Genomic DNA, 17,386 nt, shown 5'->3' with positions numbered 1-17,386 from the left:
TGCTTTTGACAATTATGTCAATTTTTATCAGCGTAATTTGACCATTAGAAGAGAGCTGCAGGACATTACGAAAAGAGAGGAATCTGATGATCTTTGATTACGACCATACACTGTATGGATGGTTAAATAAATAAAACATCCTTTGGTTTGCTTGTCAAGGCGATAATTGTTTGAGATTAATTCATAAAAAAGAGGGTTGGCCGGCGACAGGTCTTCTTTGTTTGTGGAAAGGGAATTCACCATCCACACCTGATATGGTTCCTCAAGTTTCCTGTTTGCTGACCGATATGTCTTTTAACACCAAAGAATGATAACTTTTCCCTGAAAAATGGCCATATAATGAACGTTAAACCCAACCGCCCGGAAGACAGCCAGGATCTGAAGCGGCAGATCCGCCAGTTGGAGTCCATCGCCGCTTTGTCCGGCGGCATCGCCCATGACTACAATAACCTGTTGACAGCCATCATGGGCAACCTTTCCCTGGCGTTGGAGCATGTGGAGTCCGACTCCAAACTTTCCGGTCTGCTGGAACAGGCCCTGGCGGCGGCGCGTGTAGCCAAAACCCTCACCCGCCGCTTGATCACTTTTTCAAAGGGCGGACAGCCAACCCAAAAGCCCACGGATATCGTCAGCCTGATCGAAAATACCGCCGCGTTTTCACTCAGCGGATCCAACATTCGCTGCGAATTAGGACCGTCAAATGGCACCTGGTCCGCTTACACCGATCCGCAGCAAATTGGCCAGGCCATCCACAACCTGATGATCAATGCGGCAGAATCCATGCCTTCCGGAGGAACGGTATTCATCAGCTTTGAAAATACGACCGTGAAGAGCCCCAACAGCATCCTCGCCCCCGGCCGATACATCGATATCGCCATCAAGGATCAGGGTGTGGGCATCCCCGCGGAACACATCGAAAAAATTTTCGACCCCTATTTTTCAACCAAGGCAAAAGGCGCCGTCAAAGGGACCGGTCTGGGTCTTTCCATTTCCCATTCGATCATTTCCAATCATGGCGGGGAGATTACGGTCTGTTCGCGGGTTGGCGTCGGCACCACCTTTCACGTTCTGCTTCCCGCCTCGGAAGCGGAGCCTGATGTCGTTGAACCGGTTGGTGTCAAAAAGATGCAGCCAATGTCGAAAAAGCCGGTCTTCGGTAAGGGAAAAATTCTGGTGATGGACGATGAGGCCATGATCCGCGAACTGACCGGCAATATGCTTGGCCATTTGGGGTACAAAGCGGACTTTGCCGAAGAGGGGCAGTGCGCCGTTCGGAAATACCAGGCCGCCCTTGAGGCGTCCGTGCCTTACGATGCCGTTATCCTGGACCTGACCATCAAAGGCGGCATGGGCGGACAGGAAACCATAAAAATGTTGAAGGAGATCGACCCCACGGTCAAGGCGATCGTTTCCAGCGGCTATTCCGACAATCCCGTAATTGCAAACTACGCTAAGTACGGGTTTTGCGAAGTGGTGGCCAAACCTTACGAAATGGTTGAATTCAGTCAAAAGCTTTATCGGGTAGTCAACGACGCTTGAAAGACCGCTCTTTCTCCGCCACTGCGTTTGAGACGAAAAGCCGCAAAAAACTAATTATCCCCGAAAGATGGATGCCCATACCGCGTAATTTCTGCGTCCTGTTTTACTCTCCAGTAAATCATCAAACCGTTCCCACAAAATCTAATCCTTAAACAGATATACATCCGTTAGTTGCTTTGTCGTCAACCATATCTATTTTATCCGGTGTGGTAACCATTGGGGTGGCATTAAACCAGCATAAAGGAGGTGAATGATGAAATCCAAGTACCTTCTCGGCGTCATCATTAAAATTGGTATGGTCCTGTTGATAACCACATTGAATAGCTGTACCATCTTGAATCAAGCGGACAGGCAAAAAACGCAGACGTTCAACACCGATCAGGTCGTCGCCGACCTAACTCCGCAGATCGAATCCCTTTACCTCTCCTGGCACGAATTGGATCAGATTTACAAGGACATCAAATTCCTTGAAAGAGGCTTTCTATTCGATCCGGATGACCGGCAACTGGGTTACATCCAGAAGGCCGGACTTTATGTTCAGGATGCCTCTGTCAGGATCCGCCACCAGTGGGAGCAGTTTTCCGTGATCCATTACATCCGTCCGGAAATGATGAGAGACTATCTGACCTTGCGTGCCAAGGGATTGACGTCGGCCATCCAGGAAATTGAGTACGATGAGCAGTTCTTAACGATTTACGGATCTTTTATTACCCACGACGCCGTCACCGAAGACTTGAATCGGGCACGGGATGGAATCCAAAGAAATATGGGTTTATTGAATCAGATTCTGGAGAAACTGTTACCGATTGCCAACACCCCAGAACCGTCGATGGCGCTTTAAAAGCGGATGCCTGCCGCTTAGAAAAACTCAACGGCAAACCCTTCCCCGCTGGTCCACAGCACTCTGGCCCGGCGTTTCATGCTCTTCGTGCCACTGGTGAATGGGATGCTGATAGTAACGACATCGCCTGGGTGAACCTGGTTTACCGATAGAGCCATCACGAAAGCGCCGCCCATGCTGATGTCTTTGAGTGTTCCGGCAAAAGCCTTTCCTCTCAAGGAAAAAACGATATCGCTGTTATAATTTTTGCGTTCATAGCGCCTTCTGAACTCACCGGTCCCCATTTAAACGCGGTCCTTTCGGAATTGGTACAAATATAATCCGTATTGACAAAGCAAAGGGTATTCCAACTGGGCCGTCTCACCTGCCATCAATGTATTTGAGTACGCCTACCAAACCGAAAAAGCTGAATTTTTCTTTTTTTGCAATGTTTTATAACCAATGTCAATGGAATAAGAATATCGGCGGCAAGCCCTGAAATCAATCAAATCGTTGGATCCCTTGCCTTTTGAAAGTATCAATCCCGGCCGAATCCCAACCGGCCTGTGTGTTGTCCGTTGATGCCGGGTATTGACGACGCCCCGTGGTCACCAATCAGGGAAATACAACTGTCGACCCTTCATCCGGGTTCCCGGTAAAGGGCCAGTATTCCGGAACGGGCCACCTTCTTAATGCCCATAGGCGCCAGCAGCCTCAGCAATGCCTCGATTTTTTCCATTGTCCCCGTCACCTCGATAATGTAGTGGGTCAGTCCCGTATCCACGACGCGAGCCCTGAAATTCTCAACGATACGCTGGATTTCAGATCGGTGCGACTCCTGTGCCTTGACGCAGATCAGGGCCATCTCCCGTCTTACGGCTTCATCCCCGGTCATATCCCTGACCTTGATCACGTTAATGAGCCGCCGCACCTGTTTCATGATCTGCTCCATCTGGTCCGGCGTCGTATTGGTCGTAATCGTGATGCGGGACATATCCGGGTTGGCAGTGGGAGCGCCGCAGATAGTCTCGATGTTGTATCCGCGACTGGCAAAGAGTCCGGACACCCGGGCGGTGACCCCCGGTTCGTTCTCCACCAGCATGGTGATCGTATGTTTTTCAGTTTCCATTGGATTTTCTCCACCGCACGGGTTTAGGGGACAACTTTAAATATTGAGAATAGCGATATTGTATCAAAAACGAATACGCAGGGCAAACCATCAGGCGGTCGTTGATCAGCCCATAAGCGCTGGAAGATGGCTTGGAGGGATTGTGCGCGGAATCGATGGGTTGTCAGTTCACAAGGGGTTTCCGTTGGAAAAAATATGCTCTGCATCTTTTCGCAGCCGGTTCCACGCGTCGGTTCGATCAGCCTTGTCGATCGGATGGTGCAGTTCGGCCAGTACGTCAGAGACGTACGCTTCCTTGCGCATACCCACCAGGACGGTGGAAACGCCGGCGGTTGATACCAATGCCCGAATGGCTTTCTGGCTCAAGGTACCGGATTTGGTCCAGTCTTCGTCAGCATTGGCAAGCATGGTGAGAATCCGTTTTTCCAGGGCCACCGCCTCGTCGGCATAAATAGACGCCACGGCACGAAAGGCGTGGTCGAGGGTTTCTTCATGTGATGGAATCCAGGCGGTTAAGTCTGAGTTTTTGTCAGCATAGGGGGCTAAAAAATCCATCACCCCCTGAATGCGGGGGAGAAATATACCGTCTTTTGCCTCCCGCCACCGTTCATAGGAGCCGAAGGTTCGCCAGTGATGCTTGAGCGTTTCGGCAAAGCATCCCTGTTGTTTAATCCGGATTCGCAGTCCAGCGGGAATGGAATCTATTCCGGGAAGAATCTTTCGCCACAGCCGGGTTTCACTTTGGGCCAGATCCTTAATCCGCTGAATAATTTCCCTGTAGTCCAGCCGGCTGCGCACATCGATGCCGGCCAGACGCACCATGCGTCTTCCGGTAAAGGCGTTGAGGGGGCGGTTCACCAGCACGCTGAGTCTCTTCTCACGGGCAACATCCAGAACCGTTTTTTCATCCGGTTGGTTTTTTTCCACCGCCGCTCCTGTTTCGAACAGGTTGAAGGGAAGCTGGATGACCCGAAAATGATGGTCGCGGTCGATGGATTCGGCAATCTCCCATACACGCTGCAACGCGGTGAATTCGGGATCATTAATGGGTGCGGGGAAGGTGTTGGAGCTGATGCCGTATAAACGGACACGCCCCCTATCCACCTCTTCTTCCAGGTGACGGAAGGCCTGATCAATCCGCCGGTAGTATTCCGCCTCAGCGTTCTCACGGCCCATCCCCTGCCGGTGAGCCCACCCCAGGTAATACTCGGGGTTGTGCAGCAGGTATCCGTCAAGGGTCTCCAGACCTAGTCGTTCCAGGGACCGTCCGATCTGATCGTCGAGAAATCCCGGGTGAATGCAGTGCTCCAGGCCGTCCGCATATTCGACGACCGCTTCAAATGGATTGCCTTCACTTTTGCGCTGCTGGCTCCGGGCATAGTTGTTTCCCTGAAGGTAACCGCCTTTGGAGACAACAATAACCTGCTCCCGGGTAATCCGGTCCGATTCGATCAGATCCTTGAGAACCCGGCCGACCAACTGTTCCGAACCCCCGTCGGCGTAATTGGCGCTGGTATCGATCAGATTGATGCCACCGGTCAGGGCTTTTTCGAGGGCTTTTTCATGGACAGCCACGCCGGCATTGACCCTATAGCAGCCAAATCCGGCATTGCTGACAAAAAGGCCGGTGCCGCCCAGCGGAGTAAATGAATAGTCTGAAAATTGGTCGGCAAACTTCTGTGTGCCGTCAGGCGTGGCGTATCCGGAAATCATCGGGCTATTTTTTCCTGCGTCCGGAAAGGGCTTTTCGTTCGGCCTGCAATTCGGTAAGGAGTTGCGCCAGTGGCCATTTTTCGGACGTCGGGGTCAACGCTGCCCACAGGGACTGCTGCATTCCTGTTTTTCGGCAGAGGGTCATCAGTCCGTGAAGCTGGTTCTCCGTGATACCGGACACGATAATGGCCCGAGGGAGTTCAGACCCCGTGCCTGCGCCGGTATCATCGGGCCAGCCAAGCAGCGTGGCCAGGGTCTCTTTTCCGTCTTTTTGATTGGCCCATACGATGCCAACGTCCTGCAGACCGGCCATTTTTAAAACGGCCTCAAATTTAGACTGAGCCGGGGCGGGAAACCCGCAAAGGAGAAGCTTTGGGGTGCCATACATGCGGCTGTCGGAGTGCCGGACCTTCTCGAAAGTACCGTCTGTCATTTAAAAACTCCGTTTGTGTCATTGAGGAAAACTGCAGCCAATGGGTCAGGGGGCTTCGGCCGTGGGCCACTGTTTGCATACGACATTTTTCAGCGGTATGCAAACGGGTTCAGACGCCACCGCACCCGGTCATCCGGGCATGTTTGCGGCTGCCGGGATACTGCCGGCAGATCGTGGGTCTGACGTCATGGATGGCACAGACATATCGATTTGGGTCGGGTGACATGGTCAGCCAGGGACACGTCTCGGCAAAATCGTTGGTTCCCGGCAGCACCCAGATGCGACAGGCGGTGACCTGCCCATCTTGTTTGATGATGCCCACCCAGTCGAGAATATCCGTTCTGCCGAGATCCAGCCATCGTTGATAATCACGCAGGCTGCAGCCGTCATGGTAGTTCAACGTCCGGCAGCAGCGGCCGCATTGGGTGCAGACAAAGTCGGCCATGTCGGTGTCGACCCAGATACCGGGCAATAAATCCGGTTCCGGTCCCGAACCGGCGGTGGCCGGCGCGCCGAATACATGGGCGCAAATGCCTGCCAGGTGCTGCGGATCCGGTGGCAATCGCTTCAACTGATCCACGATTCGTTGTTTCAAATCATCTTCACTGGATGAAATCAGTTTTGTTCTTCCGGAAATTTTAGCCCAGACCGTGGGATTGCCAGCATTCCGCATAATATAGGTTTCGTCACCAAAAACCATGGGCCATATCACTGAAAGCAGATTAAACTGGGAATCATATTGCGCAAAATCGGCACGAATGGCTTCCACGGCTTCGTCGATCTTCAGAAAGAGTCTCTCTTTCTCCGGCATTTCATCTACTCCCTGATTATAGGGAAGCGGGAAAAAAAATAATATAACATGGATGGTGGATGCAGACCAACCCCTCGCCCATTGAGATTTAGATTGCCGCTCTCGGATTTCTTTGATTCCGATATTGACTTGATGCACTGTTTTGAAATAGGTTCCCGGAAATTATCCTGTAATAGTTCACCTTAGAAGTACCCATTCTATACCCTGCGAAAAATGGCCTACATGATCGGCAGCCGGGTGCTGCAAGCACCAGGATATAGCCCGGCAACAAGGTCAAGAGGATTGAAAGAGAGCGTATGAATTTATTTTTTCTGTCAATACTGATCATTTCGGCAGGAGGCATACTCCCCCTTTTGACGTTCAGGTTATTTCCCCTGATGAAAACCCTTGGGGTCTTGGGAATCGGCGCCGGCTGCTGTATAGGCATGCTCGATGCCTTGTCCACACTTTCACACGGTGAATCGGTCAACGCCTCTTTCGATTACCTCGATACGTTCTCGCTCGCCTTTCAAATGGATGGACTGTCCGCATTTTTTCTATTGGCCATCTTTGCCGTTTGTCTGTTGGCCGCCATCTATAGTTACCATTACATGAGCAACACGGGAAAAGCCATTCGTACGGCCACCCACTATTTTTTCTTCAGCCTATTGACCGCCTCCATGGTCCTGGTGGTGGTCGCCGGCAACATGATCACCTTCATGCTGTCATGGGAAATCATGTCCCTATCCTCCTTCTTCCTGGTGATCTACGATCATCAGATCCCGGAAAACAGAAAAGCCGGCTACCTCTATTTTATCTTTTCCCACGTGGGCGCCATGTGTATCTTTGCCGCCTTCGGCGTTCTATACAGCCACACCGGCAGTTTCGGATTCGACGCGGCCGGGCTCTCCCATGCCGCAAAAATGCTGGCTTTTATCCTCGCCTTTATCGGTTTCGGCTCCAAGGCCGGTGTGTTTCCTTTTCATATCTGGCTGCCTCACGCCCACCCGGCGGCACCCTCTCACATCTCCGCCGTCATGTCCGGCGTGATGATTAAAACCGGTATTTACGGCATACTCAGGCTATACAGCATCCTGAACCTGCATACGCCGGTTTTGGGAACGATGGTTCTGGTCTTCGGTATGGTGTCCGGCGTCCTGGGTGTCGTCTACGCCCTTGGCCAGCATGACCTCAAGCGGCTGTTGGCCTATCACAGCGTCGAGAACATCGGCATCATCCTTATCGGCATCGGTATCGGCATGATCGGCGTGGAAGCGAAGAACCCGATCATGGCTGTTCTGGGATTTTCGGGCGGGCTTTTGCATGTACTCAACCATTCCATTTTCAAATCGCTGCTGTTCATGGGCGCCGGAGTGGTGCTTCAAAAAACCGGCACCCGATCCATCGACGCCCTGGGCGGCCTGCTTAAAAATATGAAAATCACCGGCGTGACCTTTCTCGTCGGCTCCCTGGCCATTGCCGGCCTTCCGCCTTTTAACGGGTTCGTCAGTGAGTTTTTCATCTATGTGGGCAGTTTCAGAGGCATCGCGGTTGGGTCACCGGCTTTTGCGGTCAGCCTGCTTGCCATTGTCAGCCTGGCCGTCATCGGGGGACTGGCCCTGGCCTGTTTTACCAAGGTCGTGGGCGTGGTGTTCCAGGGCGAACCAAGAAGCCGGGCCGCCCATGACGTGAATGAAAAAGGCCCGGCCATGCTATTGCCCATGGTCATCCTGGCCGGTGCCTGTGCGGTGATCGGCGTCTATCCCGGTGCGTTCATGTTCATGGTCCTGAAAGCGGTGGCGGCCCTGGGCCTTGATTACGGCCGCATTCCCATGGAACCCTTTGCCCGGATGTCCGCCAACATTACCTTGGGGGCGACTCTTTTTCTGGCCGTTTTGTTGGCCCTGCTGGCCCTTCGCCGATTCCTGTACCAGGGAAAGACCATCGGACGCGCCGGTACCTGGGGCTGCGGGTTTTCTCAGCCTACCACCCGGATGCAGTATACCGGATCCTCCTATGCCGCATCGATCCTCGAATTTTTCAAACCGGCGGCACCGCTCGAAGAAGACCACCCGCCGGTGAACGGATTATTTCCCAGGCAGACCCACTACCGCAGTCACATCCACGATATCGTCGAGCTTCACCTGAATCGCCTGGTTGTAAACCCCTTACTGTGGCTGTTCGATAAATTGCGTTGGATCCAACATGGAGACATTCACCTGTATATCGGCTACATCCTGCTGGCCATCGTGGTGCTGCTGTTTTTCGTTAAACCCTGAAATGCAGAAACCGCAATGGATAACATAAGGAATCGAGTGATGCTGTTTTACCCTAATTATCGTGGGGGGAACTAATGATTGAATCCATACTGCTGTGGCTTTTCGCCCTGCTGACGGCACCGCTATTCGCCGGAATTGTTTTCAAGGTGAAAGCGTTCTTTGGCGGCCGCAAAGGATCCCCGGTCCTGATCAATTACTATACGCTCATCAAACTGTTCAAAAAAGGATCGGTGTACAGCACCAGCACGACCTTTATTTTCAAACTCGGCCCCATGGTGTCTCTGGGTGCGTCAGCCACCTCGCTTCTCTTTTTGCCCATCGCCGGCCACTTCCCGGTATTCTCATTTAACGGGGACGTGATCTTCATCCTGTACCTGATGGGTCTGGCCCGTTTTTTCACCATCGCCGCCGCCATGGACACTGCCTCGCCGTTCGAAGGCATGGGTGCTGCGCGGGAGGCCTACTTTCCCATCATCTGCGAAGCCAGCATGTTCATGATCCTGATCCTGTTTTACCGGTTGACCGGCGATCTGAGTTTTGCCGCCTACTTTTCCGGTGGTCAACCCTTCGGCCTCTGGCAGATCGCCGGATCGCCGATCCTCTTCGTGGTCATCGCTTTCTTCATCATACTGCTCACCGAAAACTCCCGGGTGCCGGTGGACGATCCGGCCACGCACCTGGAATTGACCATGATCCACGAGGTGATGGTTCTGGACCACAGTGGTCCTGATTTCAGTTTCATCGAAATGGGTGCGTTTCTCAAAATGTTTTTCTACGCATCCATTGTCGCTCGCCTGATCTTCCCCTTTGAGCTGGGCAATCCGGCACTGAATCTGGCCTTGTTTTCCTTTGGCGTCCTGATCGTCTACATGGCTGTGGGTGTAGTGGAATCCATTCTGGCGCGCTACCGCATGGACAGAGTCCCCAAATTTGTGCTGACCTCCTTTGCCCTGGCCTTTTTTGCAACGGTTATCACCCTGGAGTTTTTAAAATGATTCATCCGGTCGATACGATTTTATCCCTTGCCCTGCTGTCGATCCTTTTCTCCTTCGGCTCCAGCCGGCTGCCGCCGTTGATCAAAGTACTGGCCTTCCAGGGCGTGGTCGTATGCATCGTACCGCTTTTCATTGGCCATGACATGTCCACCGGCAGCCTCGTCTTCACTCTAGTGACCCTGGCCATCCGCGGCATCATCATTCCAGGATGCATCTACCTGGCCATCAAAAAAGTCGCCATCGAGCGCGAGGTGGAGCCAATCGTCGGCTACCACGCCTCTGTACTGGCCGGACTTCTGCTCATCGTCGGCGCCACTTTTGCCGGCCATTACATCGATGTGCCCTACAGCAGTGTCAGCGCCCTGCTGCTGCCCACAGCCATATCCCTGCTGGGTGCCGGCATGTTTCTCCTCATGGCCCGACGCAACGCCATCGCTATGGTTCTGGGCTACATCATGATGGAAAACGGCATCTACCTGGTAGGCACCACATTCTCTGTAAGGGCCCGCCATATTGTCGAGTTCGGCATTCTTCTGGACGTGCTGGCCGGCGTGATGATCATGGCCGTCATCCTGCAGAACATAACCAGGACCTTTGATGACGTGGACACGGCACGCTTGCGAACCTTAAAGGAATAGGTGGTCATTTCATGCTTGAGATCGTTTTTCTGATACCGTTTCTGACCGGCGCTGCCGCGTTCTTTCTCCCGCGTGCAATCGGGCGACCGCTGCTGGTTCTCACCGGTGCCATTCATCTGATCCTGTCCGTGATCGTCTGGGCCGGCCACCTGACGCCGATATTCCCCGACTATTTTGCAGTGACGCCTGAGGGATTGCTTTCCCTGCTGGTGATTTCCCTGCTCTTTTTCCTGATTTCCATTTACACCATCGCCTATCTCAAGGCTTCAGACATCCATTCAGAAAACATCTTCACCGGATCCATGCTGCTGTTTTTATCCACCATGACCATGGTGACCCTGTCCGACCATATCATGGTGATGTGGATCGCCATCGAGGCCACCACCCTGGCCAGCGCGCCGTTGATCTATACCCACCGGTCAGCGGCCTCCCTGGAGGCCACCTGGAAATATGTACTCATCTGCTCGGTAGGCATTGCCATGGCCCTTTTAGGGTCGGTATTGGTTACCGTGGCCATGGACGTGGGCAAGGTAGATGCACCCATCTCGTTTTCAGCCATGACCGAAGTTGCCAAACATATGGATCCCATGTGGCTCAAGGCCGGTTTCGTCTTCATCCTGGTCGGCTACGGCACCAAAATGGGACTGGCGCCCATGCACACCTGGCTGCCCGACGCCCACAGCGAGGCTCCCAGCCCGGCGTCGGCCCTGCTCTCCGGCGTATTGCTCAACTGCGCCTATCTGGGGATCTTCAAAACCAACAAGATCATGCACGCCGCCGGTCTGGCCGATTTTTCCGGGCCCATTCTCATCGTCTTCGGTCTGGTTTCGATCTTGGCCGCCGCTACCTTCATTCTCAAACAGACCGAATATAAACGCATGCTAGCCTATTCCAGCATCGAGAACATGGGCATCATCGCCTTCGGCACCGGCATCGGCGGCCTGGGCGCCTACGGCGCGATGGTCTGCCTGATCCATCACAGCCTGATCAAATCCAGCCTCTTTCTCACCTCCGGCAATATTCTGCTGGGCTTCGGCAGCCGGCTCATCGACCAGACCGGCAACCTGGTGGGCCGCATGCCCAAAACCTTTGTGGCATTTTTTGGCGGTTTCGCCGGCATCTCCGGATTTCCGCCATTCGGTATTTTTATCGGTGAACTGCTGATTATCATGGGGGCGTTTCGTACCGGCAACTATGTGAGCGTCGGTCTCTTCATCCTCAGCCTGTGCGTGATCTTTGCCGGATTTGCCAACAACGTCATGAAAATCTCTTTTGACACCTCGGATGCCGACATCCGGATCAAAGAAACACCCAGCCTGGTCTGGCCCCAATACGCACTGCTGTTTACCTCCCTGGTTCTCTGTTTCTGGATGCCTGACACCTTGTACCAGACGATAATCCATGCGGTGAACGCCATCGGTGGAGGATTTTAATGAATATGAATTTTAAAACCATTTCCAACGGGAAAGCCATACCCATCGAAAGCATACCCCATCTCCCCTTCGATGACTTTTCGACCCAGGCGACAGAGATCGTCTCAGGCGGCGGCAAGGTGGTCCAGTTTTTCGCTTTCCAAATCGAGGGCACCGTTCGACTGATGGCTGTCTTGCGCGCCGACGACCTGTTGGTCGCATCATGTGATTCGCCGGAAAACTACCCGGCATTGACAGCCCGATGTTCCCCTTTTCACATGTTCGAGCGGGAAATCGCCGAGCAATATGGCATCCGTCCAGAAGGCCACCCGTGGTTGAAAATGGTCCGCTACCATGCCAACTGCCGCAATGTCGATGATGTCTTCGGCAACGACTACAGCGAGGACATCCCCGGCAGATTCAACTATTATTCGGTGGCAGGAGATGAGATCCATGAGGTAGCCGTGGGTCCGGTGCATGCCGGTGTGATCGAGCCCGGCCATTTCCGCTTCAACTGCATCGGCGAACGGGTACTCAACCTGGAAATCCAGCTGGGATACCAGCATCGGGGGGCGGAAGATCTGCTTCTACGAGCGGATTGTAAACGGCTGCCCTTCATCGCCGAGAATATTGCCGGCGACACCTCGGTGGGCCACAGCCTCTGCCACGCCCAGGCCATGGAAGCCCTTGCCGGCACCGGGACCGATGACGGTTCCAGGATCATCCGCACCATCGGCCTGGAACTGGAGCGTATTGCCAACCATGTGGGCGATCTGGGTGCCTTGAGCGGCGATGTGGCCTTTCTGCCGCCGGCCAACTTCTGCGGCCGCATGCGTGGCGATTTTCTCAACATGTCCCTGTTGATGTGCGGCAACCGTTTCGGCAAGGGCCTGGTGCGTCCCGGCGGCGTTCGTTTCTCCCTCGACAAAGACAACCGCCGCGATCTGACCGCCCGCATCGGCGAACTCAAACCCCAGGTCAAGCATGTCATCCAACTGCTGCTATCGACGTCCAGTGTCCGCTCCCGTTTTGAAGGGTGCGGGGTTGTGAGTCGATCCGATGCGGAAAGGCTGGGACTGGTGGGACCGGCCGGGCGGGCCTGCGGAATCCCTTACGATGTGCGGCGATGCTTCCCCACCGAGCATTACGGAAAGTTGGACATTCCGGAAAATTCCGAACCCACCGGAGATGTGTGGGCCCGTGCCAAGGTCAGGGCGGACGAGGTGATGCAGTCCATCGAGATCATCGAATCCTTGCTGCCCAATCCCGTTAAAACCGAGATCGTCGACGTTTCCGAAAACCGCATGGCGCCCGATTCGTTCGTGGTCACCCTCAACGAAGCCTGGCGAGGAGAACTGTCTCATTGCATAATAACGGATGCCTCAGGCGGGATTCTTCGCTACAAGGTCAAGGATCCCTCATTTCACAACTGGAATGGGTTGTCCATGTCGCTGAGAAACGCGGGAATTTCCGATTTCCCGCTCAACAATAAGAGCTACAACCTCTCCTATTGCGGATTCGACCTATAGGTTGTTACGCGTTTAATAGGGGAACTCACGGTTCACAATTTAAAATAAGCGACAGCAACGCCATTCTGAATTGGGGCTCCTGGATTCTTGCTATTATGAAAATTAAAAAATCTTTGGAAAATAAATTATGTTAAATGTGCTTAAAAACAGGTTCGAACAAGGATGCAAAACATCCCGCTACCCCAAAGCCAAGGTCGAATTGCTACCCCGCTATCGGGGCCGCCCGCGAATCAACCCCGATGCACCGATAGAAGTAACCTCCGCATGTGCGGCGGCCTGCCCTCAGGAGGCCATCGATCCTGCAGCCAAAACCATTGACATGGGGCGCTGCGTCTTCTGTGGCACCTGCGAACGTATCTCCAAAAGCCGGTTCGTAACATTCACCCAGGATTTTTCCATCGCTGTTGCCGAAAAAGAGCACCTGACCACCGCGGGTGATATCCCGGACCTCGCCGCGCATTCCCGGCAGCACTTTAAAAAACTATTCGGCCGATCGCTCCAGCTTCGTCAGGTATCGGCCGCCGGCTGCAATGCCTGTGAAGCCGACCTGAATGTGCTGGCCACCCCGTTTTTCGACCTGGCCCGCTTCGGTATCAATTTCGTGGCCTCCCCGCGCCACGCCGATGGCATCGTGGTGACCGGCCCGATTTCCAGGAACATGAAGACCGCCCTGCTGCAGACCTACGAGGCCACCCCCGAACCGCGGGTAGTCATCGCCGTGGGCAGCTGCACCCTTACCGGCGGCCCTTTCCGGGGCAGTCCGGAAATCACCGAAGGGCTGGACACCCTGCTGCCGGTAGACCTGTTCATTCCCGGCTGCCCGCCGCACCCCATGACCAATTTGCATGCACTGCTTACATTCTTCAAGTAGTGTCAGTCCAGAAAGAGTAGATTTCGCCCCAGGCCGGCGTTCTCGCTCCTTTGAAATCCTCGACGTAGCGCTGCTACGCCTCCGGCTTAAACCTCGCTGCGGCTTTGGCCTGAACCGAAATCTACTCTTTCTAAACTAACACAAAGGCAATTTACGGCGAGAATGGATAGATTTAGGAATCATTACTTCTTACGAGCTCATCAGGAAAAAGCGGATAAGAACGGCGGAGTCCTGTCCTCACGGACAGAACCCCGCCGCTTTTACGGCTGGATTATTATGGTCGGGTACAATCCTTCCTTATCCCCTTTGGGATAGGGCTGAATGGTATTAAAAGAGATATTCTGGTTACGCTGGGCGTGACCGCGGTTCAGATTTCCATCGTAAAAGGCGCCGTTGGCTTCCAGGATATGGTGAATCCGCTCCTGAAATGACGACACAAAACTGCCTCCGCTGCCTTCGAAGAGCATACTGCCCCTGCAGACCCGGGTATCGATTTTTGAAAACGCTTTGAGGGACATGCTGTTTATTTCCAGGTCCTTGGCATCATTGATCAATCCCCACACCAAGTGGTCAGGGGGAATGGTCATCGGACTGCGGATATCAATGATCGTGTGCGGCATGATAATGCTGTCCTGACCAATGGTGAGCCTGCCGTTTGGACGCCCTCTGAGAAAGCAGTTGAATCCCACAAATACATTTTTTCCCAGATCGGCCTCGATGATTTTTGCACCGTGGGCCGTAACGTTGTTGCCCTCGAGTTTAGAGTTGATGATGTAGCAGTTTTCCTGGGCATTGGCTCCCTTTCCAAGCACCGAATTTTGAAGGAAGGCTCGCTGCGCCACCAGCACGTTTTCGCCGATTTTGGTTTTGGGCTTGATCACCGCAAAGCGATCCAAGGAAGTATTCCGGGGAACGGGTATGGAGTTTTCGATGTTGACCACATTGAACACCCGCTGAAAGGCCTCCTTGCGATCTTCCACAAAATCCATGAACACGCCTTGCGGCGGGCTGCCGCCGGGAAAATAGATGTAGTTGTTCAATTGGCCCGTCGGGTAACGGTACATGAAATTGAAATCGCCTGGTTTGCGAACCCAGACCGTTCCCGGTTCGATCTTCAGATGGCTGATCTCCCCGGCACGAACATACGAATAGGCGCCGATGACGCAGTCCCGCATCGTGGTCAGGTCCACAGTCGAAAAAGGTCCCAGGTAACTGCCGTCAGTCGGCGACCCGTGAATGTTGGCGTAATGGGTGGAGACCGTGTCCCGAATGAAAAAAGTCTCCAACGTTTCCGGATCGTGGGAAAAGTTATGAACCAGCGTTTTGATCAAAAAACTGTCGTCAATCGTAATCTCTTCATCCTGGTCCACCGGGATATTGAACTCCTGGTATTGAAACAGATCGCCGTTCTTTTTCAATTCGTCGCCCCGGATGTCGCTTTTATAAAGCAAGGAGTTGGTCACACGAACCTTTCCCAGAAAATAGCTGCCCGACAGGTTGGCGTGCTTGAACACCAGGTTCAACGGATGATGGGGGGTAATGCCGTAAAACGCATAGAATTTGGTCATCTGCTGCGTTGGAATGAGCTTGTCGACCAGCGGATTGACATCGAACTCCAACTCCCGGAGATTAATGTTCACGCGTTGGATGATTCGATCATACAGTTTTTCTATTTCTTTCATCTTGTCGCCCCGTCTATTGGCTTGGATTCGGAGTCCTTCATGGCATGGAAAACTGCAGCGAACACGTCGGCCAGTCTCAACACGCCGACGATATCCGCACCTCTGGAAACCAGCAACGACAAATTCGAACCTGTGGTCAACTGATGAAGGGCCATATCGATGGACGTCTTTTCATCTACATATTCGCCTTCGGTGGGGCGCTGCATCAACTCCGTCACTTTCAACTTGGCCGCTTTGGAATAAACATCCAGAATCGGAGGGGAATTCTTGAGGTATTCTTCCTGCTGCAACGCAACGGCTTTGCGGGAAAACCCGAATTGTTTGAATTTCCTGATTTGATCCAAATTGTCATCCCTGGGTTCCAGGGCGCGGAGAAAGTCCATCTGGCTGAGTCTGCCGATGACCCGTTTGTTCTTGTCCAGAACCAAAACGGCCCGATGGGCATATCGGCTTTGCTGAAATTGTTCCTGCGACTTTTCCAGCGCAAGCACCGATTCATAAAGCGTCGCATGCTCAGAAACCGTGGCGTACTCCGAGATCGGTACCATCAAATCTTTGACAAAATAGTTCTTCACAAGGAGCCTCCGGCGTAGGGGTTAAGCTGCCTTCGTAATCTTGTCCAAATGCGGGGGTAGTTTTGACGTAACTATCATGAATATGTCGTCAAATCAATCGAATCCCCTATAATCCCTAAATAAGTCCGGAAATCTGGTCATTGAGGCTTCGTTTGCCTTCCTTTTCTTCCAGGTCTCGCCGTAGGCAGCAGCAGGCCGGCTGTACCGCCAACGTATCAAAAGTGAACACCATTTTCTTGATCTTACCCAGCCCCTGTGATAGACAACCGCTGGCATTTCAAAATAAAATCCCCACGCGAAAATAAAATTATAAATATAATGGGTTGGATAACCCACCAGATAAAAAGAGAGATGGGAGGTAAGACGTGAAAAATTACCCGATTGACGACCTGATGGTGCCGCTGTCGGAATATGCAACGGTCACCGTCGGGGCTACGCTTTACGAAGCCATTCTGGCGCTGGAAAAAGCCCAGGAAGATTTCGATCAGACCAAATATCGTCACCGGGCTGTTCTGGTGCTGGATAGAACCGGAAAAGTCGTTGGTAAAATTAGCCAGCATGCGGCCTTGAGAGCCTTGGAGCCGCAGTATCTGAAAATGGCTTCCAACTCATCGGCAGCCAACTACGGCTTCAGTGTACCCTTTTTGAAGGATCTCCAGGAACAGTACAGCCTGCTGGACGGCCCCTTGGAAAATATATGCAAGAAGGCCGCTAAAATGAAAGTCGAGAACTTCATGACTAAACTGACTGAAGGCGAGTTCATCGATTCGGGGGCGTCTCTAGATCAGGCCATCCACCTGCTCGTCATGGGGCACCATCAATCGCTGCTGGTAAAGAAAGACGGCAACGTCGTCGGTGTACTCAGGCTCACCGATGTATTCGCATCTGTTTTTCACGTCCTGAAAACCTGCGAATAGCAAGCGTGTTTTCTATCGTCAAAGACTTATGGGATATTGGGATATACCGATCCGAAACCAGATA

At 53.1% G+C, this 17,386-nt stretch carries 16 protein-coding genes; 9 read left to right on the top strand and 7 right to left on the bottom strand.

The window, feature by feature from the left end; genetic code table 11:
• The first annotated feature begins 339 nt into the window (after positions 1-339).
• Together ACHZBS_RS27375 and ACHZBS_RS27370 are read left to right on the top strand one after the other, a co-directional pair.
• A complete protein-coding gene (locus tag ACHZBS_RS27375; protein ID WP_319409708.1) occupies positions 340-1,539 on the top strand; it encodes an ATP-binding protein in 1,200 nt (399 codons plus the stop codon).
• Between the two features lie 250 nt (positions 1,540-1,789).
• On the top strand, positions 1,790-2,380 hold the full coding sequence (locus ACHZBS_RS27370; protein WP_319409707.1) for a hypothetical protein: 591 nt from the start codon (positions 1,790-1,792) through the stop codon (positions 2,378-2,380).
• Positions 2,381-2,397: 17 nt separating this feature from the next.
• Here ACHZBS_RS27370 and ACHZBS_RS27365 read toward each other — a convergent pair whose 3' ends face one another.
• From ACHZBS_RS27365 to ACHZBS_RS27345, 5 genes are all read right to left on the bottom strand, one after another.
• Positions 2,398-2,664, bottom strand: coding sequence for a PilZ domain-containing protein (locus tag ACHZBS_RS27365; RefSeq protein ID WP_319409706.1), 267 nt, complete (start codon positions 2,662-2,664; stop codon positions 2,398-2,400).
• A gap of 335 nt (positions 2,665-2,999) precedes the next feature.
• Positions 3,000-3,488 (bottom strand): acetolactate synthase small subunit, encoded by a 489-nt coding sequence (ilvN, locus tag ACHZBS_RS27360; protein WP_319409705.1) that lies wholly within the window; start codon positions 3,486-3,488, stop codon positions 3,000-3,002.
• A gap of 168 nt (positions 3,489-3,656) precedes the next feature.
• Positions 3,657-5,201, bottom strand: a complete 1,545-nt coding sequence (locus ACHZBS_RS27355) for an aldo/keto reductase (protein WP_319409704.1) — start codon at positions 5,199-5,201, stop codon at positions 3,657-3,659.
• Between the two features lie 4 nt (positions 5,202-5,205).
• Positions 5,206-5,634 (bottom strand): DUF3783 domain-containing protein, encoded by a 429-nt coding sequence (locus tag ACHZBS_RS27350; protein WP_319409703.1) that lies wholly within the window; start codon positions 5,632-5,634, stop codon positions 5,206-5,208.
• A gap of 109 nt (positions 5,635-5,743) precedes the next feature.
• Positions 5,744-6,445, bottom strand: a complete 702-nt coding sequence (locus ACHZBS_RS27345) for a YkgJ family cysteine cluster protein (RefSeq protein WP_319409702.1) — start codon at positions 6,443-6,445, stop codon at positions 5,744-5,746.
• A gap of 377 nt (positions 6,446-6,822) precedes the next feature.
• Here ACHZBS_RS27345 and ACHZBS_RS27340 point away from each other — a divergent pair, with 377 nt between their 5' ends.
• The 6 genes from ACHZBS_RS27340 to nuoB all read left to right on the top strand — a co-directional run bounded on the left by ACHZBS_RS27340 (position 6,823) and on the right by nuoB (position 14,148).
• The gene (locus ACHZBS_RS27340; RefSeq protein WP_319409701.1) at positions 6,823-8,703 is read left to right on the top strand and encodes a proton-conducting transporter membrane subunit; all 1,881 of its coding nucleotides are present in this window, start codon (positions 6,823-6,825) and stop codon (positions 8,701-8,703) included.
• 74 nt (positions 8,704-8,777) lie between these two features.
• A complete protein-coding gene (locus tag ACHZBS_RS27335) occupies positions 8,778-9,698 on the top strand; it encodes an NADH-quinone oxidoreductase subunit H (RefSeq protein ID WP_319409700.1) in 921 nt (306 codons plus the stop codon).
• The gene (locus ACHZBS_RS27330; protein WP_319409699.1) at positions 9,695-10,336 is read left to right on the top strand and encodes an NADH-quinone oxidoreductase subunit K; all 642 of its coding nucleotides are present in this window, start codon (positions 9,695-9,697) and stop codon (positions 10,334-10,336) included. The genes ACHZBS_RS27335 and ACHZBS_RS27330 overlap by 4 nt, the downstream gene beginning before the upstream one ends.
• Before the next feature lie 11 nt (positions 10,337-10,347).
• Positions 10,348-11,769 (top strand): proton-conducting transporter membrane subunit, encoded by a 1,422-nt coding sequence (locus ACHZBS_RS27325; RefSeq protein WP_319409698.1) that lies wholly within the window; start codon positions 10,348-10,350, stop codon positions 11,767-11,769.
• Entirely contained in the window at positions 11,769-13,277 is a 1,509-nt protein-coding gene (locus tag ACHZBS_RS27320) for a hydrogenase (RefSeq protein ID WP_319409697.1), read from the top strand. Before ACHZBS_RS27325 ends, ACHZBS_RS27320 begins: the two co-directional genes overlap by 1 nt.
• 127 nt (positions 13,278-13,404) lie before the next feature.
• Positions 13,405-14,148, top strand: a complete 744-nt coding sequence (gene nuoB, locus ACHZBS_RS27315; protein ID WP_319409696.1) for an NADH-quinone oxidoreductase subunit NuoB — start codon at positions 13,405-13,407, stop codon at positions 14,146-14,148.
• A gap of 260 nt (positions 14,149-14,408) precedes the next feature.
• Here the strand turns inward: nuoB and ACHZBS_RS27310 are convergent, their stop codons facing one another.
• Positions 14,409-15,830, bottom strand: coding sequence for a transferase (locus tag ACHZBS_RS27310; RefSeq protein ID WP_319409695.1), 1,422 nt, complete (start codon positions 15,828-15,830; stop codon positions 14,409-14,411).
• Entirely contained in the window at positions 15,827-16,405 is a 579-nt protein-coding gene (locus tag ACHZBS_RS27305) for a CBS domain-containing protein (protein ID WP_319409694.1), read from the bottom strand. Before ACHZBS_RS27305 ends, ACHZBS_RS27310 begins: the two co-directional genes overlap by 4 nt.
• Before the next feature lie 365 nt (positions 16,406-16,770).
• On the opposite strand from ACHZBS_RS27305, the gene ACHZBS_RS27300 reads away from it, so the two are divergent.
• Entirely contained in the window at positions 16,771-17,322 is a 552-nt protein-coding gene (locus ACHZBS_RS27300; RefSeq protein WP_319409693.1) for a CBS domain-containing protein, read from the top strand.
• Positions 17,323-17,386: the final 64 nt, after the last annotated feature.

It is taken from the genome of uncultured Desulfosarcina sp. (assembly GCF_963664155.2).
GTDB lineage: Bacteria > Desulfobacterota > Desulfobacteria > Desulfobacterales > Desulfosarcinaceae > Desulfosarcina.
This window is presented reverse-complemented; position numbering and strand designations above follow the sequence as displayed.

What these genes read in the sequence shown, in the direction of transcription:
- ACHZBS_RS27375 (WP_319409708.1), top strand. Translation starts at nt 340, where the DNA reads ATGAACGTTAAACCCAACCGCCCGGAAGACAGCCAGGATCTGAAGCGG.
- ACHZBS_RS27370 (WP_319409707.1), top strand. Translation starts at nt 1,790, where the DNA reads ATGATGAAATCCAAGTACCTTCTCGGCGTCATCATTAAAATTGGTATG.
- ACHZBS_RS27365 (WP_319409706.1), bottom strand. Translation starts at nt 2,664, where the DNA reads ATGGGGACCGGTGAGTTCAGAAGGCGCTATGAACGCAAAAATTATAAC.
- ilvN (WP_319409705.1), bottom strand. Translation starts at nt 3,488, where the DNA reads ATGGAAACTGAAAAACATACGATCACCATGCTGGTGGAGAACGAACCG.
- ACHZBS_RS27355 (WP_319409704.1), bottom strand. Translation starts at nt 5,201, where the DNA reads ATGATTTCCGGATACGCCACGCCTGACGGCACACAGAAGTTTGCCGAC.
- ACHZBS_RS27350 (WP_319409703.1), bottom strand. Translation starts at nt 5,634, where the DNA reads ATGACAGACGGTACTTTCGAGAAGGTCCGGCACTCCGACAGCCGCATG.
- ACHZBS_RS27345 (WP_319409702.1), bottom strand. Translation starts at nt 6,445, where the DNA reads ATGCCGGAGAAAGAGAGACTCTTTCTGAAGATCGACGAAGCCGTGGAA.
- ACHZBS_RS27340 (WP_319409701.1), top strand. Translation starts at nt 6,823, where the DNA reads ATGAAAACCCTTGGGGTCTTGGGAATCGGCGCCGGCTGCTGTATAGGC.
- ACHZBS_RS27335 (WP_319409700.1), top strand. Translation starts at nt 8,778, where the DNA reads ATGATTGAATCCATACTGCTGTGGCTTTTCGCCCTGCTGACGGCACCG.
- ACHZBS_RS27330 (WP_319409699.1), top strand. Translation starts at nt 9,695, where the DNA reads ATGATTCATCCGGTCGATACGATTTTATCCCTTGCCCTGCTGTCGATC.
- ACHZBS_RS27325 (WP_319409698.1), top strand. Translation starts at nt 10,348, where the DNA reads ATGCTTGAGATCGTTTTTCTGATACCGTTTCTGACCGGCGCTGCCGCG.
- ACHZBS_RS27320 (WP_319409697.1), top strand. Translation starts at nt 11,769, where the DNA reads ATGAATATGAATTTTAAAACCATTTCCAACGGGAAAGCCATACCCATC.
- nuoB (WP_319409696.1), top strand. Translation starts at nt 13,405, where the DNA reads ATGTTAAATGTGCTTAAAAACAGGTTCGAACAAGGATGCAAAACATCC.
- ACHZBS_RS27310 (WP_319409695.1), bottom strand. Translation starts at nt 15,830, where the DNA reads ATGAAAGAAATAGAAAAACTGTATGATCGAATCATCCAACGCGTGAAC.